The organism is Parasphingorhabdus sp., from assembly GCF_036964675.1.
Classification (GTDB): domain Bacteria; phylum Pseudomonadota; class Alphaproteobacteria; order Sphingomonadales; family Sphingomonadaceae; genus Parasphingorhabdus.
Map to the genome: position 1 here is coordinate 1 of NZ_JBALTF010000041.1, position 24948 is coordinate 24948.

Annotated in this window: 28 protein-coding genes; 11 read left to right on the forward strand and 17 right to left on the reverse strand. The window is 57.3% G+C overall.

The annotated features are described in order from the left end of the window. Window positions 1-276 precede the first annotated feature (276 nt). Both V7665_RS08635 and V7665_RS08640 read left to right on the forward strand, forming a co-directional pair. Window positions 277-660 (forward strand): DUF6632 domain-containing protein, encoded by a 384-nt coding sequence (locus V7665_RS08635; RefSeq protein WP_335664130.1) that lies wholly within the window; start codon window positions 277-279, stop codon window positions 658-660. 71 nt (window positions 661-731) lie between these two features. Further along, window positions 732-1214 (forward strand): anthrone oxygenase family protein, encoded by a 483-nt coding sequence (locus V7665_RS08640; RefSeq protein ID WP_335664131.1) that lies wholly within the window; start codon window positions 732-734, stop codon window positions 1212-1214. Between the two features lie 8 nt (window positions 1215-1222). Here the strand turns inward: V7665_RS08640 and V7665_RS08645 are convergent, their stop codons facing one another. The 4 genes from V7665_RS08645 to V7665_RS08660 form a co-directional block, all read right to left on the reverse strand. Further along, window positions 1223-1651: a cupin domain-containing protein gene (locus tag V7665_RS08645; RefSeq protein WP_335664132.1), complete on the reverse strand. Its 429-nt coding sequence runs from the start codon at window positions 1649-1651 to the stop codon at window positions 1223-1225. Continuing rightward, window positions 1648-2079 (reverse strand): hypothetical protein, encoded by a 432-nt coding sequence (locus V7665_RS08650; protein WP_335664133.1) that lies wholly within the window; start codon window positions 2077-2079, stop codon window positions 1648-1650. The genes V7665_RS08645 and V7665_RS08650 overlap by 4 nt, the downstream gene beginning before the upstream one ends. A 7-nt stretch (window positions 2080-2086) precedes the next feature. Then, a complete protein-coding gene (locus V7665_RS08655; RefSeq protein ID WP_335664134.1) occupies window positions 2087-3568 on the reverse strand; it encodes a S41 family peptidase in 1482 nt (493 codons plus the stop codon). Window positions 3569-3771: 203 nt separating this feature from the next. Beyond that, on the reverse strand, window positions 3772-5364 hold the full coding sequence (locus V7665_RS08660; protein WP_335664135.1) for an isocitrate lyase: 1593 nt from the start codon (window positions 5362-5364) through the stop codon (window positions 3772-3774). Window positions 5365-6036: 672 nt separating this feature from the next. On the opposite strand from V7665_RS08660, the gene V7665_RS08665 reads away from it, so the two are divergent. Beyond that, window positions 6037-6441 (forward strand): hypothetical protein, encoded by a 405-nt coding sequence (locus tag V7665_RS08665; protein WP_335664136.1) that lies wholly within the window; start codon window positions 6037-6039, stop codon window positions 6439-6441. Window positions 6442-6536: 95 nt separating this feature from the next. Here V7665_RS08665 and V7665_RS08670 read toward each other — a convergent pair whose 3' ends face one another. After that, a complete protein-coding gene (locus V7665_RS08670) occupies window positions 6537-8330 on the reverse strand; it encodes an SLC13 family permease (RefSeq protein WP_335664137.1) in 1794 nt (597 codons plus the stop codon). 189 nt (window positions 8331-8519) lie between these two features. On the opposite strand from V7665_RS08670, the gene V7665_RS08675 reads away from it, so the two are divergent. Continuing rightward, window positions 8520-9323, forward strand: coding sequence for a lipid II flippase Amj family protein (locus V7665_RS08675; RefSeq protein ID WP_335664138.1), 804 nt, complete (start codon window positions 8520-8522; stop codon window positions 9321-9323). Window positions 9324-9363: 40 nt separating this feature from the next. On the opposite strand, the gene V7665_RS08680 is transcribed toward V7665_RS08675, so the two are convergent. The 4 genes from V7665_RS08680 to V7665_RS08695 form a co-directional block, all read right to left on the reverse strand. Then, complete coding sequence (locus tag V7665_RS08680) at window positions 9364-9516, reverse strand: hypothetical protein (protein WP_335664139.1); 153 nt, start codon at window positions 9514-9516, stop codon at window positions 9364-9366. 69 nt (window positions 9517-9585) lie between these two features. Next, the gene (locus V7665_RS08685) at window positions 9586-10014 is read right to left on the reverse strand and encodes a DoxX family protein (protein ID WP_335664140.1); all 429 of its coding nucleotides are present in this window, start codon (window positions 10012-10014) and stop codon (window positions 9586-9588) included. Continuing rightward, a complete protein-coding gene (locus tag V7665_RS08690) occupies window positions 10011-10439 on the reverse strand; it encodes an ion channel (RefSeq protein ID WP_335664141.1) in 429 nt (142 codons plus the stop codon). The genes V7665_RS08685 and V7665_RS08690 overlap by 4 nt, the downstream gene beginning before the upstream one ends. A 6-nt stretch (window positions 10440-10445) precedes the next feature. After that, on the reverse strand, window positions 10446-11087 hold the full coding sequence (locus tag V7665_RS08695) for a hypothetical protein (protein ID WP_335664142.1): 642 nt from the start codon (window positions 11085-11087) through the stop codon (window positions 10446-10448). Between the two features lie 238 nt (window positions 11088-11325). Between V7665_RS08695 and V7665_RS08700 the strand changes: the two genes are divergently transcribed. Beyond that, window positions 11326-11532 carry a cold-shock protein gene (locus V7665_RS08700; protein ID WP_335664143.1) on the forward strand — a complete coding sequence of 69 codons (207 nt, stop codon included), beginning with the start codon at window positions 11326-11328 and terminating at the stop codon, window positions 11530-11532. 78 nt (window positions 11533-11610) lie between these two features. Here the strand turns inward: V7665_RS08700 and V7665_RS08705 are convergent, their stop codons facing one another. After that, entirely contained in the window at window positions 11611-12759 is a 1149-nt protein-coding gene (locus V7665_RS08705; protein WP_335664145.1) for a cupin domain-containing protein, read from the reverse strand. A 129-nt stretch (window positions 12760-12888) separates the two neighbouring features. Here V7665_RS08705 and V7665_RS08710 point away from each other — a divergent pair, with 129 nt between their 5' ends. Both V7665_RS08710 and V7665_RS08715 read left to right on the forward strand, forming a co-directional pair. Continuing rightward, window positions 12889-13434, forward strand: coding sequence for a pseudouridine synthase (locus V7665_RS08710; RefSeq protein ID WP_335664146.1), 546 nt, complete (start codon window positions 12889-12891; stop codon window positions 13432-13434). Between the two features lie 55 nt (window positions 13435-13489). Next, window positions 13490-14461: an alpha/beta fold hydrolase gene (locus tag V7665_RS08715; protein ID WP_335664147.1), complete on the forward strand. Its 972-nt coding sequence runs from the start codon at window positions 13490-13492 to the stop codon at window positions 14459-14461. 49 nt (window positions 14462-14510) lie between these two features. On the opposite strand, the gene ung is transcribed toward V7665_RS08715, so the two are convergent. Further along, entirely contained in the window at window positions 14511-15215 is a 705-nt protein-coding gene (gene ung, locus V7665_RS08720) for a uracil-DNA glycosylase (protein ID WP_335664148.1), read from the reverse strand. 132 nt (window positions 15216-15347) lie between these two features. Between ung and V7665_RS08725 the strand changes: the two genes are divergently transcribed. From V7665_RS08725 to V7665_RS08735, 3 genes are all read left to right on the forward strand, one after another. Next, window positions 15348-16481 (forward strand): beta-ketoacyl-ACP synthase III, encoded by a 1134-nt coding sequence (locus V7665_RS08725; RefSeq protein ID WP_335664149.1) that lies wholly within the window; start codon window positions 15348-15350, stop codon window positions 16479-16481. A gap of 15 nt (window positions 16482-16496) precedes the next feature. Further along, entirely contained in the window at window positions 16497-16901 is a 405-nt protein-coding gene (locus tag V7665_RS08730) for a GFA family protein (RefSeq protein ID WP_335664150.1), read from the forward strand. Window positions 16902-17056: 155 nt separating this feature from the next. Beyond that, window positions 17057-17521: a hypothetical protein gene (locus V7665_RS08735; protein ID WP_335664151.1), complete on the forward strand. Its 465-nt coding sequence runs from the start codon at window positions 17057-17059 to the stop codon at window positions 17519-17521. A 65-nt stretch (window positions 17522-17586) separates the two neighbouring features. Here V7665_RS08735 and V7665_RS08740 read toward each other — a convergent pair whose 3' ends face one another. The 5 genes from V7665_RS08740 to typA form a co-directional block, all read right to left on the reverse strand. After that, entirely contained in the window at window positions 17587-18363 is a 777-nt protein-coding gene (locus V7665_RS08740; RefSeq protein WP_335664152.1) for an enoyl-CoA hydratase, read from the reverse strand. After that, window positions 18363-19193, reverse strand: a complete 831-nt coding sequence (locus V7665_RS08745; RefSeq protein WP_335664153.1) for an SDR family NAD(P)-dependent oxidoreductase — start codon at window positions 19191-19193, stop codon at window positions 18363-18365. Before V7665_RS08745 ends, V7665_RS08740 begins: the two co-directional genes overlap by 1 nt. Then, window positions 19193-19510: a DUF3297 family protein gene (locus tag V7665_RS08750; RefSeq protein WP_335664154.1), complete on the reverse strand. Its 318-nt coding sequence runs from the start codon at window positions 19508-19510 to the stop codon at window positions 19193-19195. The genes V7665_RS08745 and V7665_RS08750 overlap by 1 nt, the downstream gene beginning before the upstream one ends. An 87-nt stretch (window positions 19511-19597) precedes the next feature. Then, window positions 19598-19942, reverse strand: coding sequence for a DUF805 domain-containing protein (locus V7665_RS08755; RefSeq protein ID WP_442955205.1), 345 nt, complete (start codon window positions 19940-19942; stop codon window positions 19598-19600). Between the two features lie 128 nt (window positions 19943-20070). Further along, window positions 20071-21888: a translational GTPase TypA gene (gene typA / locus V7665_RS08760; protein ID WP_335664156.1), complete on the reverse strand. Its 1818-nt coding sequence runs from the start codon at window positions 21886-21888 to the stop codon at window positions 20071-20073. A 141-nt stretch (window positions 21889-22029) separates the two neighbouring features. On the opposite strand from typA, the gene V7665_RS08765 reads away from it, so the two are divergent. Next, window positions 22030-22995 carry a bile acid:sodium symporter family protein gene (locus V7665_RS08765; protein WP_335664157.1) on the forward strand — a complete coding sequence of 322 codons (966 nt, stop codon included), beginning with the start codon at window positions 22030-22032 and terminating at the stop codon, window positions 22993-22995. A gap of 81 nt (window positions 22996-23076) precedes the next feature. Here the strand turns inward: V7665_RS08765 and V7665_RS08770 are convergent. After that, window positions 23077-24948, reverse strand: a 1872-nt coding sequence (locus V7665_RS08770) for an ABC transporter permease (protein ID WP_335664158.1), incomplete at its 5' end; no start/stop codon positions are given.

Sequence of the window (24948 nt, forward strand, 5' to 3'; positions counted from 1 at the left end):
TGCCCAGATGGTTGGGCGGGCGAAGAGAATATGAAACGGGAAGTATCTGTTCAGAAATACGCATTGTTACGGAGCTATCCATGCGTGATAAAATTGCCGGGAGACAGTAATTTTAGAGATATCAAAGAACAGCTTGAAAACGCGGCTGCCTATATCATCACTATAGCACCATGCACGACCTTGGCTATCAAGCCGGACAATTGCTTTTCCGCCCAAATGGGCCTAATATCCGGCTCGGTTCACTGCTCAGGTGGGCCGCTTGTGGGGGGAAATCACATGATAGGACGTTATAGTTTTTTGCAGGTCGCGTTGGTGTTGTTCGGGGCGATATTCTGTCTGGTCTATCCGCTGGCTTTGGTCTGGCCATCGGGCTGGGCGTGGCACGAGGGGCCGCCGGTCGCATCGCAATATTATATGATGATCGTCGGCGTTTACGCGACGCTCGGGATCTTCCTGATCCGCGCTGCGTCCAATCCCGCTGCCAATCGTTCGCTGATCTGGTTCACCATCTGGTCGAGCCTGGTCCACGCCGCGATCATGGCGGTGCAGGCGATGCAGAGTCCGCAACATATCGGCCATATGCTGGGCGATGTCCCGGCGTTGCTGCTGGTCGCGGTGGTGCTCGTCCTGTTGATGCCAAAGCCGGTCGCTGATAGCTAGGCAGGCTATGTAAAAACCGGCTGCGAAGACCTTGCTTGTGCGGCTGTGAAAATAGTCGAGGAGAAAGTCCGATGCAGCTGGTCTTGACCGCAACGCTCTGGTTCGCCGCCCTGTCGGTTGGCGTGATGGCCGGGATCTATTTCGCCTTCTCGGTGTTCGTCCTGCAGGCACTGGACGCGGCTGGTCGGCCGGTTGCCATGGCGGCGATGCAGTCGATCAACCGGGTGATCCTGAAGTCGCCGTTCCTGCCGCTATTTTTCGCCAGCAGTCTCGCCTGCCTGTCGCTGGTGATCTCTGGCGTGATGCTATGGGGCACGGCGGGCGCCTGGCAGATGGTGAGCGGCGGCGCGTTCTATCTGATCGGCATGCTGCTGGTCACGATCATCGGCAATGTCCCGCTCAACAATGCGCTGGAGGCGACGGATGCCAACGGCCCGGAAGGCGAGGCGATGTGGCGCCGCTACCGGCAGCGCTGGCTGCCGTGGAACCATGTCCGGACCGTGAGTTGCACGGTATCGCTGGCCCTGCTGATCGGCGCTATCGCCAGCCGATAGCTGCCGGGTCAGGTACCGGGCGACCAACCCTCCGCAGCCAGTTCGAAACCGGAAAATTCGAACGCTGGCGACACGACGCAGCTGACCAGGGTCCAGCCCCGATCCGCCTGTGCCGCCTGCCAGTGACCGGTCGGGATCAGATGCTGCGGTGCCTCGCCGGCGACTATGTCGGGACCAAGGCTGACCTCGGCTAACGGTCCGCTATCACCGGCGGCGGTGCGCAGGGTGAGCGGGCTGCCCGCATGCCAGAGCCACAGCTCCGCTGCATCAACCCGGTGCCAGTGCGATGCCTGTCCCGCTTCCAGCAGGAAATAGATCGCCGTCGCGCTGGCCCGCTCACCGTCTGCCGCTGCTGCGCGCCAGGTTTCGCGATACCAGCCGCCCTCGGGATGGGGCAGCAGGCCCAGCCGCTCGATGATGTCCTTCGCATCGGTCATGTCCGCACCGGTACTTCCTGGTTGCGCTCGACGGCCGCGACTTTTGCAACCAGCCCGTCCGCCTGCCGCTGCCACGCCGCACTCGCTCCAGCGGGCCAGTCCGCGCCGGCGCGGCGCGCCATTGTCCCGGTCACCAGCGCGAACCAGTCGGCATAATCTTGCGGCGTGAAATCGGCATAATTATGATGCAGATCGATGAAATTGGTCACCGCATGATCAACCCAATATTCGCCCGCCGCCAGCCCGAGCATCGCCTCCAGCGTCTCCCGCGTCATCCGCTCGCGCGCCGCTTCGGGATTGAGAAACACCGGGGCATAGTGCGGATGATCGGCAATATACCGGTCGAACAGTTCGGCGGCCATGCCGTCATAGCGATCGCCCAGCGCCTCGAGGCTGGCTTCCATCAACTGGGCATCGGTCCGGTCCATGGCCATGTCAGAAAGACCCCGGAACTTCGCGCTGGGCGGGGGTTGGCCGGGCCGGCATCAGCAGCTCGCGGGGCAGGGAGAGGGGTGCGCGCTGCGCCGATGGGGCTATTGTCGTGCTGCTGGTCGCGCCGACCGCAGCGCTGCCGATCGGGGTGCAAGCGGCGCCGGACAGAAAGCCGAGTGCGCGTGCGGTTGAGGCTTCGCCGGGATTGCCGAGCGGTAGATTGATGTCATCCGCCGCCTGACAGCTGTTGGTCAGCGAACTGGCGAGTCCGCCGTAATAATTGGCATTGCCGTCGGCATTTTCGGTGGCGAAGGCGACGATCCGGATGCGGTCGTCGCAGGCACTGCGGTCCAGCCCGATCTGGCCGACTGGCTTGCCGTAAGTGTTGCTGCCGATCAGCGCCATGTTCGGATCAAGATAGGGGATCATCGCGTTGATCACCAGCTCGCTGGCCGAGGCTGAACCGCCAGTGGTGATGAAGGCGATCCGGGTCGGCGCGACCGACTGCGCCTGGGTCTGGAAGTTGCGGGTTTCATTATTGGCTGATTTGCTCGCGCGAAAGCGGGTAACACCCTGCACGTCGCTGGCGAAGCGGTTGCGGCCCAGCAGATCGGCAAGCAATTCGGCGGTCCGTACCAATCCGCCGCCATTATAGCGCAGGTCGATGACCAGCTCGGTCACCCCGGCGTTGCGGAATTGCAGAAAGGCATCGCGTAACTGCTGCTCGGCGCTGTCGATAAAGGTGCGCAGATTGATATAGCCGGTCTTGGTGCCGCCATTGTCGATGATCTGCACGCCATAGCGCGGCGAGATCGGCTGGATCGCATAATCGGCCTTGCTGACCGTGGTGGTGGTCTCAACGCCCGTAGCGTCGCGGAACCGCAAAACCCGGCTGGTTCCTGCTGTCGAAGGGCCGAGCGCACTGCTGATCGCGCCGGCGCCGCCCTGAGCAAATAGCGAGGTCACGGTCTGAAGATTGCTGGTGCTCGTCCCGATCGCCAATATCTCGGTGCCACGGTCAATTCCGGCAGCCAGAGCGGGCGCGCCTTCAAAGGCCTCGAGAATGAACAACCGCGACGCGCTGCTGTCAAAGCTCAATCTTATGCCAAAACCCGCTGTCGCACCGGAATTGAGAAACGCATTTTCGTCGGCAATCGAGGTGATATAGGTGAAATAGCGATCCCGCCCCTGACCCCGCGCGGTGGCGGTGAGCGCGTCGATATAATCCTGCACGGATGCATAAGGCGTCGGGCTCAGGCCGGCGGGCAGGGTCTCCGGAAACAGATACCATTCGTTGATCTGGTCAAAGGCCCAGTTTTGCCGGCTTTGCAGCGAGCAAGTGGTACTGACCGGCGTCGGCGTTGGCGTCGGGGTTGCCCCACCACCGGGCGGCAGGCTGACCGCGCTGCTGCCACCACCACCACCGCCACAAGACGAGAGCAGCGCTGCGAGGGCCAATATCGAACCGTATTTCCGCAATGCCATGCTGCCCCCATTTGCCAGATTGGACGAAAGTTAGGCGCGATAGCCTTAACCCAATAGGAACGACCCTGATAGCGTTCGGGACGATTGTCCACATAGAAAAAATCCGCCGACATTGCTGCCGACGGATAGTTTTTCCTCCCCAGGAAAACGGTTTGGATCGGGTGCCCGCCGAGGGGGGCAGGGGGCACCCGAACTCTGGCTGTCTAGCCGAACTGGTTCATCGTGTTATGTGCACCGCCAGCTTTGAGCGCTGCTTCACCGGCGAAATATTCCTTGTGATCATCGCCAATGTCGCTGCCCGACATATTCTGGTGCCGGACGCAGGCAATGCCTTCGCGGATTTCCTTGCGCTGCACGCCGAGGACGTAGCCGAGCATGCCGGCTTCGCCGAAATATTCCTTGGCGAGATTGTCGGTCGACAAGGCAGCCGTGTGATAGGTCGGCAAAGTGATCAGGTGATGGAAAATACCAGCGCGTTTCGATCCATCAGCCTGGAAAGTGCGGATGCGCTTGTCAGCCGCTTCGCCCAGTTCGGTATCATCATATTTCGCATCCATCAGGCCAGCGCGATCATATTCCGATACGTCTAGACCTTCTGCGGCCATCGCATCATAGACCTGCTGACGGAAGTTCAGCGTCCAGTTGAACGAAGGCGAGTTGTTGTAAACCAGCTTCGCATTTGGAACGACTGCACGCACCCGGTCCATCATCCCGGCAATCTGCTCGACATGAGGTTTCTCGGTTTCGATCCAAAGCAGGTCGGCGCCGTTTTGCAGCGAGGTGATGCTGTCGAGAACGCAGCGGTCTTCGCCGGTGCCCGGCTTGAACTGGAACAGGTTGGAAGGTAGGCGCTTGGGACGCAGCAATTTGCCATCGCGGTTGATGATGACATCGCCATTCTTCGCGGTGGCGGGATCAATTTCTTCGCAATCGAGGAAGCTGTTATACTGGTCGCCAAGATCGCCGGGTTCGTTGGAAACCGCAATCTGCTTGGTCAGGCCAGCGCCGAGCGAGTCGGTACGGGTGACGATGATGCCATCGGTAACGCCCAGCTCGAGGAAGGCATAACGACAGGCGCGGATCTTCGCGAGAAAATCTTCATGCGGCACGGTGACTTTGCCGTCCTGGTGACCGCACTGTTTTTCGTCCGACACCTGATTTTCGATCTGCAAGGCACAGGCACCCGCTTCGATCATCTTCTTGGCGAGCAAATAAGTGGCTTCCGCATTACCGAAGCCGGCGTCGATATCGGCGATGATCGGCACGACGTGGGTCTGGAAATTCTCGACCTTGGCCATCGCTGCTTTTTCCGCCGCTGCATCACCAGCGTCGCGCGCCGCATCAATGTCGCGGAACAGCAGGTTGAGCTCGCGGGCATCGGCCTGACGCAGGAAGGTATACAGCTCTTCGATCAGCGCCGGCACCGAGGTTTTCTCGTGCATCGACTGATCGGGCAGGGGGCCGAATTCGCTGCGCAATGCCGCAACCATCCAGCCGGACAGATAGAGATAGCGGCGTTTGGTGCTGCCAAAATGCTTCTTGATTGAAATCATCTTCTGCTGCGCGATAAACCCGTGCCAGCAACCCAGCGACTGGGTATATTGCGAGCTGTCCGCGTCATAGGCGTCCATATCCTCGCGCATGATCGCAGCGGTATATTTGGCAATGTCGAGGCCGGTCTGGAACCGGTTCTGCAACTGCATCCGGGCAACGGATTCGGCATCAATGCCGGTCCATGTGCCGTTCTGACTGTTGATCAGGCTTTCAGCCGAGCTTTTGAAATCTTGATAGGACATGTTGTTCTTCCTTAAACTGGGGAGGCGGTTATCAGTTGTGCTGTAAATATATTTGCAGCTGCTGAGAGGATGTTTGGCCGAGTTTAAGGGATTGTACCAGAGTTTCTTGTCAATTTATGAGTCGGAATGTCGGGGAAATTTGGATTTTGGGTGTCATGATGTAAATATATTTACATACATCTGAGATTTGTCTGCTTATGTGCAATCGACCGGTCAAAGCCATATTGTTCGACGCCATAATCACGAATGTCGGCGAGATCCGCCTTGGCAAGCTGGCTTCGTTCCGTTCAAGCCGTATTTTTCTAGGCGGCATCATCCTTCACGCTGTCGCCCAATTCGGCGAGATATTCGAACGGTCTCGCTCTTTGTCGAAAATCTGCTTGAACAGCGCGAACGCCACGATATTGTCACCCAGCTTTCGTTTCCATATTGAACCCACCGCCCAACAACCGACATTCGGCTTTTCGATCAATAACATCCGCCAATCCCGCCAGACTGGAATTGCGACCATATTTTACAAGAAGTTTCATTCACCTTGATCTTTTGATAAATAGGGCCATAAATTGGCGTCCTAGGCAGGAAGACCAATTCGACCGTCAACATTTACGCTCTTAATCTGAAGCAGCAAATGACGTTTATATCGGATGTACTGAATAGGAGGCTTTGGCCGCTATGTCCGACGAGAATAACGACGATCAGCCATCGCGGGCGCAAAGGCATGCGCGACTTGTCAAACTCCAATTGTCCAATGCTCGCATCGGCAATTGTACGGCAACGATCAGAAATATTACCGAAAACGGCGCTGGCATCAAGACCGAAACGCAGTTGATGACGGGAGAAGCCGTTAAAATAGCCATCGGTAATTTCGAACCGATCGGGGCAGTTGTGCGCTGGTATAAACAGGGCAGTGCGGGGCTGGAATTTGAAACGCCATTCGACGTCAAATTGCTCCAGTTCAACAAATCACACGAGGCTGAAGGCATATATAAGAGCAAGGATGGCTATCAGGTATTTGATCGATTCAAATCCAATTCAGACTTCCGTCGTCCCGGATTCAGTAGCCTGCTTAAAAAGTGATCTGCCAATGCCGGTAGGCACGATTTGGGAATTTGGCCCCACCGTATGCACAGGCGCGCTAACTGCTGATCCTGACTTAACTTGAGATTACACCGTCACAGCGGCCATATGATGGGAATGATTACGATCGACGTGATCGCGATGAGTATCGTTAGAGGCAGCCCGTAGCGGGCGAAATCGAGGAAGCGATAGCCACCCGCACCATAGACCAAAGTATTGGTCTGATAGCCGATCGGGGTCAGGAAGCTGGCGCTCGCGGCAAACATCACCGCAACCACAAACGGCCGAGGATCGACGCCGAGCGATAGCGCGAGCTGGATGGCGATCGGGGTCACCACCACGGCGACGGCATTGTTGGTCACCAGTTCGGTCAGCATCAGGCTCAGCAGATATATCGCCGCGAGCGCATAAATCGGCGGAAAGCCGGACAGCCAGGGCGTCGCTGCCGCGACCAGCATCTCGACCAGACCCGCATTTTCCAGCGCTGTGCCAATCGCCAGCATTGCCACGATCAGGCCGATGATCCGCCAGTCGACCGAGGCAAAAGCCTCATCCGGTTCGATGCAGCGGGTGACCAAAACGGCGGCCATACCCAGCACCGCCAGTCCGGCAATCGGCATGATGTCAAAAGCGGCGGCAAGGACGACGGCAAGGATCACCGCAATTGCAATCGGCGCTTTGTGGCGCCGGAAGCCACGGGTCTTGGGCTCGCTAACGTTCATCAGATTCTCGCCCGCGACCAGGCGGCGGATATTGGCCTGCGCGCCTTCCAGCAGCAACGTATCGCCGACCTGCAATTTGGTGCTGTCATATTGTTCCGACAGGTTGCTGCCCTTGCGGTGCATGGCGATCGGGTGGACGCCATAGCGCTGCGGCAGGGCCGCTTCCTTCAGGCTGTGACCGATCAGATGGGCGTCGGAGAGCAGCAATATCTCCGCCAGCATCGACCGGTGCGAGGACATCGGTACAAATTGCTGGGTGTCGTCGCTTTTCGTCAGCGGCAGTTTTCCGCGTTCGCGGATTGTCATCACATCCGCCTCATCGGTGTGCATGACCAGAACATCGCCTTCCCGGATCACATATTCCTTGTGGGATTTGCGGATCGGCACGTCATTGCGGATGACATCGATCAGCCGCCGTTCGCCGCTGCGGAACAGATCGACTTCGCTGGCTATCTGGCCAATATAGGGGGATGTGCCGACGATGAAGACGGACATCGTGTAGCGCTTGGTCTGACCCTCATCGAGCAGCGAGGACATTGTGTCGCGTTCCGGCAGAAAGCGGCGAGTCAGGGCAAGATAGGCAACGCCAACCAGCGCTACGACGATACCGGCGGGCGCTATCTCGAATATCGAAAAGCCGGCCAGACCGTTCTTCTGGGCCACTCCGTCCACCAATATATTGGTTGAGGTACCGATCAGGGTGCAGGTGCCGCCAAGAATCGCGGCAAAGGATATCGGCATCAATATCTTCGATGGCCGCTCGCCCAGTTGTTTTGCCAGGGTGATGCCGATCGGGATCATCATCATCACCAACGGCGTATTGTTGGTGAATCCCGACAAGGCGGCGATAGCGACCAGCAGCAAGCCGGTCGCCCAAACCGGCGATGTCTTGGCCAATCCGGTCACTTTCAGCGCAAAGGCCTCAAGCGTACCGGTCCGGACCAGAGCTCCGGAAATGATGAACATCGCTGCAATTGTCAGCGGAGCCGGGTTGCTCATCGCTGCCAATATATCGTCGGTCGAGATAAGACCGAGCGCAAGCAGCAGGCCGGCTGCGCCAATGGCGGTTACTTCCGGAGGCCGGATTTCTGTCGCAAAGGCGATCAGCAGCAAGAACAGGATCAAGCCAACCAAAGCAGGAGAATAAGGCGCAAGAACAGCAAGCATGAACAAGTCCGATCAGGATGGCGCGCTGGATAGCGGAAATCCCAATAAAACGCTGTGCGAACCGGCGCTAGACAGAAAGCGCAAGGCCGCACAAAATTATTGTTTGGATAGCTGAAGTTTTGGTTCATGGGCGATTTCGTTTCATGCCCAGTTTGCGCATGATTCTGTCGATCAATATCGGAACAAACAATGGATCAGCAGCTTGTAATTATTTGCGGTTTGACCTTCTCCATACATCTGATCGGCGCGCTTGCTTATTCGGCTCGCATTGCTGGGGTGCGGACCGGGCGGATTGCCGTCTCCTTCGCGTTGTTCAATATTCTCGTGCTGGTGTCGCGGCTGTCAAACAGCTTTCTCGGGCCGTTTCTCGCAAAGCGGATCGAAAATGGCCTGGCCAATGGCACCGGGGAGGGGCTGCTCACTGATTTTCGGCTGGTTTTGCTGGCGGCCACCGCCGCGACCATCGTCGGGGCGTTGCTGATCCCCACCGTACAGCGCTGGTTTAGCAGCGCCATATTGCAATTCCACGAGCATCGGTCGATGCCTCGGCTGATCTGGCACGCCTTTACCAAGGGCGGGATCGGCTATGTCGGTAGAACCGCCACTGCACCCAAGAAGGTCCACATCACTGATTTGCGCAAGCCACGCGGGGTGTCGATGACAATCATCGTCCTGAACATTGTCGCGCAAGCGCTGCTGACGGTCGGTGTCGTCGGTTCGCTTTATGCTGGCTATCTCAATCCCGAATATAGGGTCACGGCATCGCAGCTTTCCGCAGTGATCAACGGATTTGCGACGATCCTGCTGTTCGTCGTGATTGATCCGCAATTGTCGGTGATGACCGACGATGTGGTCAGCGGCCGCGTCAGCCAGCCGATGTTCCGGCGGACGATTACCTGGTTGTCGCTAAGCCGGGTTGGCGGAACATTGGTGGCCCAGGCGCTGCTCTTGCCCGCTGCATTGCTCGTCGCTTATATTGCCGGTGCTGTATGAGAGGAAGAGGACCCATAGTGCGTTTGTCATTGTGTAATATCTAGCTCAATGCCGGGACAATCCAAACCAGCGACATCATCACGACCGCCAGCAGCAACGAGGCCGCCAAAACAATTCTTACATTATGGGGGCCGCGCGGCTTGTTGCTTGCCTCGCGCTCGGTCACTTCGATCTGATCGCCATGTTTTTCCATGTCATGCTCCTTTGCCAAAACCAAATAAGCGAAGGCGACCATAACATAAATACCCCATCATGGGCAGGTTTACGGCTTTTTCTTCCCAAATGGCCAGTCGATCACGCCGCCCGCGATCAGCGCCCACCAGATGAACACGGGCTGGAATGCCAGACGAGGGCCATGATAGAGCCAGCTCGCGGTCTCTCCGCCGATCGCGATATTGTTGATCGCATGGTTGATATTCGCGGGATAGACACACAGGCCATAGAGCGCGAGGCCAATGGCCGCCGCATAGCGAACGTGCGGGATCAGCCGTGGCGGGATCATCAGGCCAATGGCGCCGGCGACTTCTGCGATCCCGGTAAGCAAGACAACCTGTTCCGGAAAAGGGACCCAGTCCGGTGTGATCGCCAGAAACCCTACCGGCGACCGGATATGCGCGATGCCGGCCAGCAGATAGAAAAGGGCGAGCAGCCAGCGGAAGAATATCCGGGCATGGCTGTCTTTTGCGGTCATCGCCCGCGTCCCATTCTTGCAATGACCGTGACGAAGAAGGCGGTGGACCAGCCAAGCAGAAGAAAGCCGTTGAGCCCCTCAATCGCGGCGATCATTTCCCAGTGGGTTGCCAAGCCCTCGCTGTTATAGCCGGTGGTCGAATAGGTAATGGTCGAGAAATAGATCGCCTGATCAAATGTCGGCAACGCATCCAGCACACGATAGACCACCGCATAAGAGAATATCTCGATGCCGTGCAACAGGAACAGGCCGAGCACCAGACCGAGCGTGACGGCAATACCGCGAGCCGACATCGGGTGAATATCTTCTGCCGCCTCCTCACGTGCTTCGATGCGGAGCCATCGGCCAAGCAAAAAGATACCCACACCGTGAGTCAGCACGGTGAGCAGGATCATTCCGGTCCCGATGAGCAGTTCGCTGAGCATTGGTTCTCAATCGCCCCAGGGTGGCGGCGGAGGCGTTACCGGCTTGGAGAGGTCAAATTCGACCCGGAAGTGGCGTCCGTCAGCGGTTTCCGGACGACGCAGTTCATAGCTGAAATGGGCATTGGATTGACCCGGCGGACTAATCTCGACGGCCCAGACATTGGTCACCGACTGGTCGAGGCCATTGGCCTGGAAAGAGGCAATGGATTCTGCATCGACAGGGAATTTCTGCCGTTCCGCCGTACCCGCGCTATTGGTATCGCCGCCGTAATTGGTCACAGCGTCCAGGCTGCCATCTTCATGGCGGTGGCGGTGTTTCAGGCGGAGTCCCTGATCCGTGCGGGTGATGATCCATGTCCGCGACCGATTCCACTTGTCCGGACCCTCGGCGATATGAAAGGGGATCTGGATCTCGTTCAGATCGCAAGAGGCTGCGTGCATGATCATTGGTTTTGCCACCATATCTGCATCGGCTTCCTGGTCTGAGACCAATAAACCGGCATAAGCCTTGCCACAGAGCAGGCTCAGTCGTTCAAAAAACAGATCCTGCGGAGATGTTTCCTGTGTCGGGCCGGAAGGTGAATCGCACGCAGCCAGCGGGATACAGAGAAAAAGCGCTGCCGCGCAGGTCAATATAGATTGTTTCATCGGCGCTATTGCTACACAATTTCTTCAGGCCATGAAACTGCTGAAATTCAACTGTTTGCTTATTAGCGAATAGGCTGCTATAGAGGGTACAGCTAATAAATCGCGTTACGAAGAAATCTAGGTTTCGCAACCCTTACGGTCGCATACTCTTTTTCCCATTTCTCGAAGTTGGCCAATCCCGTCCGGTTTTGCATTTCGCAATATCGGGCATAATTAAGTTATGAATAGGAATAAGACTATGCCTACAGGCACCGTAAAATTTTTCAACACCGACAAGGGCTATGGTTTCATCGCTCCTGAAGATGGTGGCGATGACAGCTTCGTACACATTACAGCAGTTCAGGCTGCCGGAATGCAGTCGCTCGAAAAAGAGCAACGTCTGTCATATGATGTTGAAACCGGAAATAATGGCAAGAAAGCCGCTGTAAACTTGCAGCAGGCATAAGCCAGCAATACCGATTACGAAAAAGGGCGGGAGTGCTTCGGTACTCCCGCCCTTTTTTTGTCTTGAATCCGTCCGCAGCTAGCCCCAGTCGAAGGAAAGGCTACCGCGATTATAGAGTCCGGCGAGTAGCTCCACCACGGCATTCGAATTCTGCCATTCGGGATCGATGACAAATTGGTCTTGGGCACACAGCATTTCCGCCAGCGCCGCCGTCTCATCCGCGCAGGGAAAGCATTCCCCGTCGACGAACAGCAGCAGCTTGTCTCCATCTTCACGAACAAAGGAAAACCGGCTGGCAGGATTGCGGAACAGGGGGTGATCGGCGGTCAGCAACCCACGCAGATGTTCTGTCTCGATCGGTTCCTCGGGACGCCAGTCCGTTTCCGGATATCTCGGCGTGCTGCTATAGGTCCCGAACCATCGTACGAAAGCCGCGCGATCGGTCAACTTCTCGGTAAGCATGGCGTGCAGCCGGTCGATGGCCGTCTCGGGTATCTCTCCGGGATTTTCCTGAACCGATAAATCGGGATCGCAATAGCGATCATCATCGGTCATTTGGGGGAGCAGGTCGTCGCACCAGTTTCCGATCAGTTCCTTTCGCGACGGCGAACGAAATCCGATACTATAGGTCATGCAATCGGCGCCAACCGCGACACCATTATGCGCGAATCCGGGTGGGATATAGAGCATGTCTCCCGGATCCAATATCCATTCTTCGGCGGCTTCAAAATTGGCGAGTAGCAGCAAGTCTTCGTGCGAGCGCAGAGCGGTTTGATCGTCGCACATGCCGCCGATCTGCCACCGGCGCTGACCGAGTCCCTGGATCAGAAAAACGTCATAATGGTCAAAATGCGGCCCCACCCCGCCGCCATCACTGGCATAGCTGACCATCACATCGTCGATCCGCCAATTGGGGATGAAACGAAACGGCTCGATCAGCGCGGCAACTTCCGGAACATGATGATCAACCGCCTGAACCAGCAAGGTCCAGGGGGACTTGCCCAGCTCACCAAAGCGCGTCTTGGGCAATGGGCCATGTTCGGCGTTCCAGTCGTCACTCAATTGCGTGATCAGGCGCGATTCAACATGATCTTCGCAAGCGAGGCCAGCAAGCTCGTCGGGCGACAGCGGATTGCGCCATGACTGCCAGGGATTTCTGATCAACAGTGGGCGTTTCTGCCAGTAATCGCGCAGGAAAGTGGCGGTATCGAAATTATTGAATTGCATTGGCATGCGCTACACAATTTCGAGCGGAACCGGTAGCCATACTGATAATGATTATGGGGCAGGCGGGTAACTTTGTCGGTATCGGCTTTGTTGCGTTGCTCATTCTGTCCGTCGCTGCCAAAGGGGGATATGGCAAAACTTATCCTGTTCAACAAACCGTTCGGCGTGCTGCCGCAATTCACCGATCGCGGGAGCGAGACAAAGCGGGCCACGCTTTCCGACTTTATCGACCTGCCGGGCGTCTATCCGGCTGGTCGACTCGATCGGGACAGCGAGGGGCTGATGATGCTCACCGACGATGGCAAAGTGCAGGCGCGGATTGCGGACCCCAAATATAAAACGCCTAAAACCTATCTAGTGCAGGTCGAAGGCGACGTCGGGGAAGAGAGCCTCGACATGTTGCGGCAGGGCGTCGAGTTGAAAGACGGTGTGACCCGGCCCGCCGACGTCGAACGCATTGCCGATCCGGACCTGTGGCCGCGCGATCCGCCGATCCGGGTACGCAAGAGCGTGCCCGATTGCTGGCTCAAACTGACCATAAGGGAAGGCCGGAACCGGCAAGTGCGCAGGATGACGGCGGCCGTGGGGCATCCGACCTTGCGGCTGGTGCGCTGGAGCATTGGTGACTGGTCGCTGGAGGGATTGCAGCCCGGAGAATGGCGGGCCGAAGATTAATCCATTTGGCGTCTGACCGGTTTTTCGTTAGAAAAATGGAAATCCAGACAGAGGCATGAACATGAAAAAGACGATCCGCATTCTTCTTTTGTTGCTGGTCCTGTTGGGCGCGGCCTTTTTGATTTTCCGCACGCCCGATACCGATCGCACCGAGATGATCGCCAAATATGGCAATGAGACCTCACGCTTTCTCGACGACGGCCATGGCGGCAAAATCCATTATCGTGATGAAGGCAACAAGGATGGACCGGCGATTCTGCTGATCCACGGATCGAACAGCATGCTCCAGACATGGGAGCCGCTGGTGGCCTTACTCGGCGACAAATATCGTCTGATTTCGCTTGATCTCTATGGCCATGGCCTGACCGGTCCCAATCCGACTGGTGCCTATGATGCCGACACCAATATCGCGGCCGCAGTCAAGGTGCTGGATACAGTCGGCGTGGATAAAACCTACTGGGTCGGTAACAGCATGGGCGGTTGGCTGACGTGGCGCGCCGGGCTTTCAGTGCCGGAGCGTGTGTCGGGGCTCGTCTTGATTGATGCTTCTGGCGCCCAGGTTGAGCAAAAGGGCAAGGCCTATCTCGGCGCCAGACTGGCGCAATCATGGATCGGGGAAAAGCTGCTCCCCGAAATTACCCCCCGCTTTCTGGTGAAATCATCGCTGGAGGAAAGTGTCGCCCAGCCCGAACGACTGACCGAGGCACTGGTCGATCGCTATTGGGAATTGCTGCGCTTTCCCGGCAATCGTCAGGCTTCGGTGGATCGCGCCAAGACACCGCGCGAACCCGAAAAATGGACAGAAGTCGGCGCGCTGAAAATGCCGGTGCTGCTGCTCTGGGGAGAACAGGATAAGGTTATTCCGTTGTCTCACGCGCGTGCCTTTGCAGCCGCGATTCCGGCGAGCAAGCTGATCACTTATGCCGATGCCGGTCATCTGCCGATGGAGGAAACCCCGGAACAGGTTGCGCGGGATATTGATGCCTGGATTGAAAGTTTGGCCGTAGAGGCTGTTGCACCGAACTAGCGCCGGACATCGTCCCTGATTACCGTAACTGTTCTGGCGTTTGATCGCATCAGCTGCTGATTTCCGGCAGGCTCCAGTCGATCGGGGCAAGTCCGTTCTGTTCGAGAAAAGCATTGGCCTTGCTGAAATGCCGGCATCCGAAAAACCCGTTATAGGCCGAGAGCGGTGAGGGGTGAGGCGCTTTGAGTACCAGATGCCGTCCGCCCTGCTCGATGCTTTGCACGAAAGCCGCCTTTTTCTGGGCATAGCTTCCCCACAACAGAAACACCACGGGCTCCGGTTTTGCTGCAATCAGGCGGATGATGGCATCGGTAAACTGCTCCCACCCTTTGCCGCGATGGGAAGCGGCGTTGGCCATCTCGACTGTCAGGACACTGTTGAGCAGCAACACGCCCTGCTGCGCCCAATGCTCGAGAAAACCATGGGCGGGGCGCTTCAGGCCAAGATCGCTTTCCAGTTCCTTGTATATATTGACCAGTGACGGCGGCGGCCGGACACCGGGTTGCACGCTGAAACACAGGCCATGGGCCTGACCCGGCCCGTGATAGGGATCCTGTCCCAATATGACGACGCGGACCCGGTCGAGCGGAGTCAGGTCGAGCGCGCGAAAATATTCCTCGCCTTTGGGATAGATCTGTTTGCCCGCAGCTTTTTCCTGCAGCAGAAATTCCCGCAAGGCGCTCATGTGATCGCTGGAAAATTCGCCAGCAAGGGGCTTTTTCCAGCTGTCGTCGAGTTCTATGCGGTCATTCATATCCTGCTGATAGCAAGGCAGAATTGATAGGCAAAGCATGATCAACCCTGCTTGCCAGTTTCACCAATGGACATTACCATCCTATTGAAGCGCCATCAGAAAGCGCAAGCGCAGAAGGAAAAGCATCTTCCCATGACCGACAGCAATATTCCCGTCATTTCCGCAACCGGCCTGTTCACGCCGGAAGACAGCATCAGCAATGAAGAACTGGTGACCAGCTTCAATGCCTATGTCGATCTCACCAATCGCGAAAATGCTGAGGCGATTGCAGCAGGGGAAATGGAAGCATTGCCGCACAGTTCGGTGGAATTTATCGAGAAGGCCTCGGGTATCAAGTCGCGCTTCGTGCTTTCCAAGGCACCTATTCTTGATCCGGAGGTGATGTGCCCGCGCTTGCCCGAGCGACCGAATGAGGAAATCTCGGTTCTTGCCGAAATCGGGGTGAAAGCCGCGCTGCAGGCGCTAGAGCGGGCAGGGCGCAAGCCGGAAGACGTTGATGCAGTGCTCTGCGCCTGCTCCAATCTGCAACGCGCTTATCCCGCGATCGCCGTCGAAATTCAGGCAGCGCTGGGAATCGAGGATGGCTTCGGTTTCGATATGAATGTTGCCTGTTCCTCCGCGACTTTCGGTATCCAGACCGCAGCCGATTATATCCGATCGGGCAGCGCCAAATCGGTGCTGGTGATCAATCCGGAAGTTTGTTCCGGTCATCTTAACTGGCGCGACCGGGACAGCCATTTCATCTTCGGTGACGTCGCAACGGCGATCCTCATCGAGGCGAAGGATATTGCGCCGGCGCAGCATTGGGAAATCGTCGGCACAAAGCTGAAAACCCAGTTTTCCAATAATATCCGCAACAATTTCGGTTTCCTCAACCGCACCCATCCGGAAAGCCGCGATGGCAAGGACAAGCTGTTCGTCCAGGAAGGGCGCAAGGTGTTCAAAGAAGTGGTGCCGATGGTCGCGAACATGATCAACGAGCAGATGGAACGGCTCGGCATTGAGGCCGGTTCGCTGCGCCGTCTCTGGCTGCATCAGGCCAATGCCGGGATGAACCGCCTGATTGCCCAGCGGGTGCTCGGCCATGAAGCCAGTGACGATGAAAGTCCGACCGTCCTTGATACTTATGCAAATACATCTTCCGCCGGTTCGATCATTGCCTTTCACAAACATAGCGACGATCTGGTTGACGGGGATATCGGGCTGATCTGCTCGTTCGGTGCGGGCTATTCAGCCGGAACAGTTTTTGTGCGCAAAGTAGCGTGATTGGGGAGATTTGAGATGACGATGACAGGCCATTGCCTATGCGGTGCGGTAAGCTACACAATCGAGGGAGAGCTGCAAATGTGCGGTGTCTGCCATTGCAAAAACTGCCAGCGGCAGGCGGGTAGTTCCTATTCTGTGCTGTTCGCGGTGGCGGATGACCAGATCGAGATCAGCGGTGACCTCACCACCTATGAAGATCATGCCGATAGCGGCAATGTCGTTTACCGCCATTTCTGCGGGATCTGCGGATCGCCGGTGAAGACTTCGCTTCCGACCCAGCCGGGCATGACCTATATCAAGGCGGGAACGCTGGATGATACCAGCGTGTTGCATCCGCAAATCCATTTCTGGACCGGCAGCAAACAGCCCTGGGTCGAGATTGATGCTGACGTCCCGCAAATCGAAGGTAACCCAGGATGAATATCAATTTTGGAAACTCTTTTTTGTTGGTCCTTGCCATTGGTCTGACCGCCTGTGCCTCCGAGAAGGCGACTGCGGAACCGGCGGTGCAAGCTTCGGAACCGGAGCAAGCGGCCAGCACCAAACCCGATGCTGAAGCCAAGGGAGAATTTGTGATGGCGCTGGATGGCGAAGGGCTGCGCCTTGTTAATTCCGAGACCGGAAGCACCCGATTGCTTCCGTTTGGCACCAACAGAACCACGACAGAAACCGCCATCGCGAAGCAATTGGGGGCAGCTGCCAACCGTTCATCGAATGAAGAATGTGGCGCCGGACCGATGGAGTTTAGCGTTTTTGGTAATTTCATCGCCAATTTTCAGGATGATCTGTTCGTTGGATGGGATCTGCGTGACGGCGACAAGAAAGCGGCGCTCACCACCATGAGCGGCGTCGGCATCGGGATGACACGAAGCGAAATGGCGGAATCGGTAGCATTTGATATTTATGAAGACAGTACAATCGGCACCGAATTCCAGACCGGAGGCGATGAACCCGGTGGGTTCTCCGGCTTGTTTGATAGTGACGCGCCGGACGCCAGGATTACGGATTTGTGGGCGGGAACCAACTGCATCTTCCGCTAGAAGGGCTGCCGGGAAGTTAGTGGCCCGAGAGCAAGGTCCCAGTTTTTCTTGTCCAGTTGTTGATGTCAGTCCTTCAACGCCCGGCCGCGAGCAATGACCGCCAGCCGCCGTTGTTCGACTTCTTCCGCCGTCACATTGGCATTCCAGGCGTCGGTTGTCTGCTTTTCCAGCGCCATCGCCTCTTTGAAGTTGCGGTCATAGCCGTCGAAGATCAGTTGCTTGTAGGCTTTCAGAAATTCGGGATCGATACTGGCCATGTCTGCTGCCAGCGCGCGGGCCTTGGGCATCAGATCATCCGGGGCGTAGACATGGTTGACCAGACCCCAGTCGCAAGCGGTCTGGGCATCGAGAAACTGACCGGTAAAGCTGAGCTCGCAAGCGCGGGACAGGCCGATGAAACGCGACAGTTTCTGCGACAGGCCCCAGCCGGGAATGATCCCGACCCGAGCGTGGGTATCGGCAAAGCGGGCATTGGTCGAGGCGATGCGGACATCGCAGGCCAAAGCCAGTTCAAAGCCACCGGTGATCGCGACACCGTTGATTGCACCAATGACCGGCACGTTCAGCGATTCCAGCGCCCGGCAGGGATTGCGCGCAGGGTTCTGGTCGGTCGCTGCACCGAGCCCCTGTTCGCCCAGTTCCTTGAGGTCGAGGCCCGCAGTAAACGCCCGCTCGCCAGCGCCCGTGACGATCACGGCACGAATATTCTGATCTTGGGAAATATCCTGACATGCGGCAAATAATTCGCCTCTCAGCGCATGGGACAGCGCGTTCATGGCTTCCGGACGATTGAGCGTGATTGTGGCAATAGCGTCCGATTTTTCCAGCAATATCAGAGCCATCAGTCGTCATCTCCCGCTTCATATTTTTCGGCAATTTGCGCGCCCATTGCCGCCGTCATCGCAAAACATTTCTCGGGATCGCTTTGCCGCAATTCTGCGATATTCAGTTCCATCCCCTCGGCTATGATGAGTTCGGGAACATTATTCGTGACTGCGTCCAGGATCTGCCGCGCGCATTCGGCCGGTTCCATGCCATTGTCGATCACTGCGTCGGACTTGCCCCGGCTGTCGCCATCTTTGGTCAACGCATTGCGCGAAACATTGGTGCGGATCGAACCCGGCAGGATATTGGTGACATGGACATTGTGCAGCTTTTCTGTCTCGGCGCGCAGGGCATCCATATAGCCGATCAGTCCGTGCTTGGCGGCGCAATAAGCGGTGCGCAGCGGTACGCCGACCCGGCCGGCGACCGAGCTGATTCCGACAATATGACCGCCGCCTGCCGCGATCATGTGCGGCAGCAACAGCTGGGTCAGCCAGATCGGGGCGAGCAGATCGACATTGATGATCTTGTGATGCACATCGGGATGGGTGTCGAGCGCCAGACTGCGCTGGCTGATGCCCGCGTTGTTCACCAATATGTCGACGCGGCCCTTCCAGTTGCACGCTTCTTCGATCTTCGCCGGCAAGACATCATAGTCGGTCGTTTCGAAGGGCAGGATCAACGTATCAGTCTTGATGTCGGCGGCCACTTGTTCGAGCGCTTCGGTACGCCGGCCCGACAAAATGATATGCGCACCGGCCGCAGCGAAGGCCTTGGCCAAAGCTTCGCCAATTCCCGAAGAAGCGCCTGTGATCCAGACAATCTTGCCGCTGAAACTGTTGGTCATTATCCCGCCTTGCTATGCTTGGGTGCGTCGTCGCCCAGATCTTCAAACCAGGCTTCCACTTCACCGTTCAGTTTGATCAGCAGCGGATTGCCCTTGCGATCCATGGTCTTGCCGACCTGAACCTTCACCCAGCCTTCGGAAATGCAATATTCCTCGATATTATGTTTGCGCGCTCCGCGAAAGTTGATCCCGATGCCGCGATTCAGCAAGTCGCCACCATAATGCGGGCTGCGCGGATTGATGGCGAGATGATCTGGCGGCACATCCGGTCCGGATGCTGCTGAATTGGCCTGATCGGGCTGTTGGTCTTCGGTCATATCTGTACATTGCTCCAGTCTGTTTGCGGCGCTTTGCCACAAGCAGCCTGATAATCAAGTGATGAACGCTATCGGGATCACCAGTGACTAGCTAAAAGTTTCTCCGATATGGTCTGCCATCTTCGGATCGGGGCCAAATCGATTGTCGCCGCGGGTTCCGTCGAGGCACATGAATATGAACACGATCAATCCGCCGACCAACGGAATAAAGTTCAGCAGGACAAACCATCCGGATTTGTCCTGATCGTGGAACCGGCGAACCTGTACTGCGAGAGCGGGTATGAAAATTGCCAGATAAAATAGCCCGAGTATCATTGACCCGGCACCCATCGTGGCGTCTCCTCCCATGCTTGTCGGATCCATCACTGAACTGAATCCACCGGTGACCAAAGCCAGCACCACGCCGACGATCAGCAACAGCAAGACGAACATCCAATATTCTTTGCGCCGAGAGCGCCCGCTAAAATCAGCGTAGCGCCGCAACGGCATCAACATCCATTCCATGATTTTTTCCCCTCTCAAGCCCTAACGGCCCGAGACTAGGGGAAAAGATCAGATAATCAAGCTGCCGCTGCCTGGCGCGACGCTTTCTTGCGATCGTTCGGATCGAGATAGCGTTTGCGCAGGCGGATGTTCTTGGGTGTGACCTCGACCAGCTCGTCGTTGTCGATATAGGCAATCGCCTGTTCCAGCGTCATCACCTTTGGCGTGGTCAGACGAATGGCGTCTTCCTTGCCCGAGACCCGGAAGTTGGTCAAAGCCTTGGACTTCATCGGATTGACATCAAGATCGCCGGGCTTGGCATTTTCACCAATGATCATGCCTTCGTAAACCGGGGTCTGCGCACCGATGAACAATGTGCCACGTTCTTCCAGCATGTTCAGCGCATAGGCTGCGGTATTGCCGGTGCCGTTCGACACGAGAACGCCAACCGGGCGGCCTTCGATAACGCCTTTATACTCGCCATATTTTTCAAACAGGCGGTTCATCAGGCCGGTGCCGCGAGTGTCGGACAGAAACTCGCCATGATAACCGATCAATCCGCGAGAAGGTGCGGAGAAGGTAAGGCGGGTTTTGCCGGCGCCGGAAGGACGCTGTTCGGTCAATTCCGCTTTGCGGCGCTGCATTTTTGAAACCACGGTGCTGGCATATTCATCATCAACGTCGATAAGGACGGTTTCATATGGTTCCTGGCGTTTGCCATTTTCTTCGCGATAGAGGACGCGGGGACGGGAAATGCCGAGTTCAAAACCCTCGCGGCGCATCGTTTCGATCAGCACGCCCAGCTGCAATTCGCCCCGGCCAGCGACTTCAAAGCTGTCCTTGTCATCGCTTTCGGTGACCTTGATCGCGACGTTGGATTCGGCTTCGCGCGCCAAACGGTCGCGGATCACACGGCTGGTGACCTTGTCGCCTTCACGGCCGGCAACCGGACTGTCATTCACCGCAAAGCGCATCGAAAGCGTTGGTGGATCAATCGGTTGTGCCGCGATAGGTTCATGAACAGAAATATCGCATATCGTGTTCGAAACAGTTGCTTTGGTCAGGCCTGCGAGAGAGATAATATCACCCGCCTTGGCGCTTTCCACGGGGACCCGTTCGAGGCCATTAAACGCCATGATCTTTGTCGCACGACCGGTTTCGACAACCTTGCCGTCCATATCAATCGCGTGGATCGGCATGTTGATGTCGATTTTTCCGCTTTCGACCTTGCCGGTCAGAATCCGGCCAACGAAATTGTCGCGGTCGAGCAATGTGACAAGAAACTTGAATTCTGCATCCGGATCGACGTCAGGCTCCGGCACATGTTCGATAATCTTGTCGAACAGGCAAGACAGGTCGCCTTCGCGTACGTCCGGGGTCTCGCCAGCATAACCATTACGGCCGCTGGCATAGAGCGTCGGGAAATCGAGCTGTTCGTCATTTGCATCGAGGTTGACAAAAAGGTCGAATACTTCGTCCAATACTTCTTCTGCACGGCCATCGGGACGGTCAATCTTGTTGACCACGACGATTGGTTTCAGACCAAGCGCAAGAGCCTTGCCGGTCACGAATTTTGTCTGTGGCATAGCGCCTTCGGCGCTATCGACGAGCAGGATCACACCATCGACCATCGACAGGATGCGCTCTACTTCACCGCCAAAGTCGGCATGGCCCGGGGTGTCGACAATATTAATCCGCGTGCCCTTCCACTCGACGCTGGTGCATTTTGCCAGAATCGTGATGCCGCGTTCTTTTTCCAGATCGTTCGAATCCATCGCCCGTTCTTCGACACGTTCATTGTCGCGAAATGTGCCGGATTGGCGGAAAAGCTGGTCAACCAGAGTGGTTTTGCCGTGATCAACGTGCGCAATGATTGCGATATTGCGAAGGGACATATTAGATTCTACCGTAAGAAGAGGAAAGGGCGGCCATAGGCACAGCCCCGCTATTGCCGCGCCCTTAGCCTGTTTGGTGCTGCACCGCAACATCAGAAAGCTTGCCAAATCATTCGGGGCGATCCAATTGGCACTACCGCTATGCAAACCCTTCGTCTCATCCTGACCGATAAATTCATCTGGCTGCTCAGCGGAGCGGTGCTGCTGGCGACGCTGCTGCCGGTGCAAGGGGCGGCGAAGGATATCGCCGGGATATTGTTCAATGCCGGAATTTTTTCGGTATTTCTGCTCCATGGTATCCGTCTCGAACGGCACGAAGTGCGCGCTGGTCTGGGAAATATCCGGCTGCAGGGCACCATATTCATCTGGGTCTTCGGCGTGATGCTGACCATCGGCCTGCTATTGTCCAAGGCGGTTGATCAGGTCCTGCCCGCCGATGTTGCATTGGGCTTTCTGTTTTTGGGCGTGCTGCCATCCACCGTGCAATCGGCAACCAGCTATTGCGCGATCGCCAGAGGAAATGTTGCCGCCTCGGTTGTCGCCAGCGCGTTGATCAATCTTGTCGGGGTGTTTTTGTCGCCATTATTATTCGCGCTGCTCGCCCGTGCCGCCGGTGTCGTCATCACTACGGAGACGATCATCAAGCTTGCCGCGATATTGGTATTGCCATTCGTTCTCGGTCAGGTCTTCCAGAGATGGCTGCGTCCGTGGGTCTTGCAGCACAAGGATCTGACGGGCTGGATCGACCGGGGAGCGATCGCGCTGGCGGTCTATGTGTCCTTTTCCGCCGCGATCATCGCCGGGATGTGGAGCCGGGTGAGCGGCGTTGAATTTGTCTGGCTGGCGGCTGCGCTGTTGTTTTGGCTTGGGCTGGCGTTTGGCGGTACCTGGTTGCTGGGTGGCCTGATGGGGTTCGCCCGCAACGATCGAAAGACCCTGCTCTTTTCCGGCGCGCAGAAAAGTGTGGCGATCGGCGCTCCGCTGGCGGCGATTATCTTCGCGCCCGAGCGCGCGGGCCTGGTGATATTACCGCTGATTTTCTATCATCTCGCGCAATTGTTCCTGTCCGCGCCGGTTGCTGTGCGATTGGCCGGGGACGAGACGTGATGATCCGCTAGTCCTGAGCTTGTCGAAGGACGGTTCAAGGCTAGAGACGCCCTTCGACAGGCTCAGCGCTAACGGAAGATGCTAGAGTTCTCGCAACGCCCGCGCCGGTTTGGCGGAGAGCACCGGGATAGAGCCCAGCAAGCCAATTCCCAATGTTGCAATTGCGCCGATGCCCAGCGTCAGCAGGACGATTCCCCAATCCGGCTGCCAGGTGAATTCGAAAATCTGGGTGATCACGAACCAGCCGGCAAACAGGCCGAGGCCGAGAGCCACCGCCGATAACAGAAATGCCAGCAGCGCATATTCCATCGCCTGAACCGACAATATCTGGGCCCGCGTTGCGCCGAGCAGTTTCAGGATCACACTGTCATAGACGCGGGCCTGTCGAGAGGCGGCAATGGCACCGATCAGCACTGCGATGCCGGACAAGATCGCGATCGAGGCGGCAGCGGCAATCGCGGTCGCCATCTGGTCGAGTATTTCGCCGATCTGGGAGGCGATTTCCTTGACCTTGACCATCGAGATGGACGGGAATTCTTTGGGCAATATGCTGAGCAGCCGGTCTTCCTTGGCCGTTTCCATCTGGATCGTGGCGGCAACATTATGGGGTACGTTGGCGAGCACGCTGGGCGGGAATACCAGCACATAGTTGAACCCGAAATTGCGCCAGTTGACCTTGCGGAAAGAGGCGACCCTGGCCGGAATTTCGACGCCGAGCAGGCTGACGGTCAGACTGTCGCCGATCTTCAGGCCCAATGCAGCGCCCTGTTCTTCATCGACCGAGACCAAGGGTGGTCCGTCATAATCGGCGTCCCACCATTCACCCTCGGCGATTTCGCTGCCTTCGGGAATGGTCGCGCTATAGGTAAGCCCGCGATCGCCGCGCAGCACCCAGGCGCCTTCCGGCAGTGTTGCCAGTTCGGACACGCGCAGGCCGCGAAATTCGGTGATCGTCCCGCGCAAGGTCGGCACGATATTGACTTCCGCGTCGCTCGCGGTTTCTGCGACTTTGGCGCGGAAGTCATCGGCGCGCTCGACCGGGATATCGAGCACGAAAAAGCTCGGTGCGTCGCGCGGAACCGTCGAACGGATTTCATTGGTCAGGCTGGTCTGGATCGCCGCCAGCGTGGCGAATAGGGTCAGGCCCAGCCCCAATGCCACCACCAGCTGTCCGGTCTGGGCACCGGGGCGATGGAGGCTGGTCAGGGCGAGACGCAATAAGGGATGTTTCGGCCGCGGGGCCTTGCTCGCCAGCCAGCGGATCAGCGCGCCCAATGCGGTCAACAGCAGCAAGATCGCTGCCGCCGCGCCGATGAACGAGGCTGAAAATAGCGGCTCATTGGCGGTAGCCAGGGCCAGCGCGATGATGGCGGCAATCGCCAGTCCGACGCCGATCCAGCTTTGCCGATCAATCTGTCGCCACGACCGGCCTTCGCCGCGGATGATGCCTGCTGCCGGAATGGTTTTTGCCCGCGACAGCGGGGGCAGGGCAAAGATGACGGCAATCAGCAATCCATAAAGCGCGCTGACCAGCAGCGGCAGCGGATAGATGGCAAATTCCGGTTTGATCGGCAGGACATCACCGGCGATCTGGATGATCGCCAGCGGCGCCACTGCGCCAATTGCGAGACCCAGAGCTATGGCAGCCAGGGCCACCGTCATGATCTGGAACAGATAGATGCGAAAGATCATCGCGCTGTCCGCGCCGAGAATCTTGAGCGTGGCAATCGCGCCCTGCTTGCCGCGCAAATAGGAGGCGACGCCATTGCCGACACCGATGCCGGCAATCACCAGCGAGGCCAGGCCGACCAAAGTCAGAAACTGTCCCATGCGCTCGATGAAGCGTCGCGTGCTGGGCGCGCCATCGTCGCGGGTCTTGATTTCCCAGGCGGCATTGGGAAATTGCTCGGCGAGCTTGTCGCCGATTGTGCCGGGGTCGGATGTGGCGGGCAG

Coding starts and splice junctions, on each gene's coding strand:
- V7665_RS08635 (WP_335664130.1), top strand. CDS start 277: ATGATAGGACGTTATAGTTTTTTGCAGGTCGCGTTGGTGTTGTTCGGG.
- V7665_RS08640 (WP_335664131.1), top strand. CDS start 732: ATGCAGCTGGTCTTGACCGCAACGCTCTGGTTCGCCGCCCTGTCGGTT.
- V7665_RS08645 (WP_335664132.1), bottom strand. CDS start 1,651: ATGACCGATGCGAAGGACATCATCGAGCGGCTGGGCCTGCTGCCCCAT.
- V7665_RS08650 (WP_335664133.1), bottom strand. CDS start 2,079: ATGGACCGGACCGATGCCCAGTTGATGGAAGCCAGCCTCGAGGCGCTG.
- V7665_RS08655 (WP_335664134.1), bottom strand. CDS start 3,568: ATGGCATTGCGGAAATACGGTTCGATATTGGCCCTCGCAGCGCTGCTC.
- V7665_RS08660 (WP_335664135.1), bottom strand. CDS start 5,364: ATGTCCTATCAAGATTTCAAAAGCTCGGCTGAAAGCCTGATCAACAGT.
- V7665_RS08665 (WP_335664136.1), top strand. CDS start 6,037: ATGTCCGACGAGAATAACGACGATCAGCCATCGCGGGCGCAAAGGCAT.
- V7665_RS08670 (WP_335664137.1), bottom strand. CDS start 8,330: ATGCTTGCTGTTCTTGCGCCTTATTCTCCTGCTTTGGTTGGCTTGATC.
- V7665_RS08675 (WP_335664138.1), top strand. CDS start 8,520: ATGGATCAGCAGCTTGTAATTATTTGCGGTTTGACCTTCTCCATACAT.
- V7665_RS08680 (WP_335664139.1), bottom strand. CDS start 9,516: ATGGAAAAACATGGCGATCAGATCGAAGTGACCGAGCGCGAGGCAAGC.
- V7665_RS08685 (WP_335664140.1), bottom strand. CDS start 10,014: ATGACCGCAAAAGACAGCCATGCCCGGATATTCTTCCGCTGGCTGCTC.
- V7665_RS08690 (WP_335664141.1), bottom strand. CDS start 10,439: ATGCTCAGCGAACTGCTCATCGGGACCGGAATGATCCTGCTCACCGTG.
- V7665_RS08695 (WP_335664142.1), bottom strand. CDS start 11,087: ATGAAACAATCTATATTGACCTGCGCGGCAGCGCTTTTTCTCTGTATC.
- V7665_RS08700 (WP_335664143.1), top strand. CDS start 11,326: ATGCCTACAGGCACCGTAAAATTTTTCAACACCGACAAGGGCTATGGT.
- V7665_RS08705 (WP_335664145.1), bottom strand. CDS start 12,759: ATGCAATTCAATAATTTCGATACCGCCACTTTCCTGCGCGATTACTGG.
- V7665_RS08710 (WP_335664146.1), top strand. CDS start 12,889: ATGGCAAAACTTATCCTGTTCAACAAACCGTTCGGCGTGCTGCCGCAA.
- V7665_RS08715 (WP_335664147.1), top strand. CDS start 13,490: ATGAACATGAAAAAGACGATCCGCATTCTTCTTTTGTTGCTGGTCCTG.
- ung (WP_335664148.1), bottom strand. CDS start 15,215: ATGAATGACCGCATAGAACTCGACGACAGCTGGAAAAAGCCCCTTGCT.
- V7665_RS08725 (WP_335664149.1), top strand. CDS start 15,348: ATGACCGACAGCAATATTCCCGTCATTTCCGCAACCGGCCTGTTCACG.
- V7665_RS08730 (WP_335664150.1), top strand. CDS start 16,497: ATGACGATGACAGGCCATTGCCTATGCGGTGCGGTAAGCTACACAATC.
- V7665_RS08735 (WP_335664151.1), top strand. CDS start 17,057: ATGGCGCTGGATGGCGAAGGGCTGCGCCTTGTTAATTCCGAGACCGGA.
- V7665_RS08740 (WP_335664152.1), bottom strand. CDS start 18,363: ATGGCTCTGATATTGCTGGAAAAATCGGACGCTATTGCCACAATCACG.
- V7665_RS08745 (WP_335664153.1), bottom strand. CDS start 19,193: ATGACCAACAGTTTCAGCGGCAAGATTGTCTGGATCACAGGCGCTTCT.
- V7665_RS08750 (WP_335664154.1), bottom strand. CDS start 19,510: ATGACCGAAGACCAACAGCCCGATCAGGCCAATTCAGCAGCATCCGGA.
- V7665_RS08755 (WP_442955205.1), bottom strand. CDS start 19,942: ATGTTCGTCTTGCTGTTGCTGATCGTCGGCGTGGTGCTGGCTTTGGTC.
- typA (WP_335664156.1), bottom strand. CDS start 21,888: ATGTCCCTTCGCAATATCGCAATCATTGCGCACGTTGATCACGGCAAA.
- V7665_RS08765 (WP_335664157.1), top strand. CDS start 22,030: ATGCAAACCCTTCGTCTCATCCTGACCGATAAATTCATCTGGCTGCTC.